We start from the raw sequence: 242 nt of genomic DNA on the forward strand, positions 1-242 counted from the left end.
TGAAGCTTTTAATCGCTATCTCAGTGAATTGTGGGGGGATTTACGGGAATGGCTGAAAGTGGATATCAACAGTGAAGATTCTCGTGTGAAAGAACGCATCGCACGAGCGGGTCAATGGTTTGGCGAAACGTTAATTGCCGATGATGCCTTGCGGGCGTCGTTAAATGGTCATCTTGAACAAGCCGCGCACCGCGTCGCGCCTGAGTTTTCCGCATTCCTGACGCGCCACATCAGCGATACGG

Annotated in this window: 1 protein-coding gene; it reads left to right on the plus strand. The window is 51.7% G+C overall.

The window, feature by feature from the left end; all coding sequences use genetic code 11:
* On the plus strand, positions 1-242 hold a 242-nt coding region (locus tag SB756_RS34380; protein ID WP_410913793.1), incomplete at both ends, for a DUF445 family protein.

The sequence above is a fragment of the Pseudomonas sp. SIMBA_068 genome, assembly GCF_046534705.1.
Lineage (GTDB): Bacteria > Pseudomonadota > Gammaproteobacteria > Pseudomonadales > Pseudomonadaceae > Aquipseudomonas > Aquipseudomonas putida.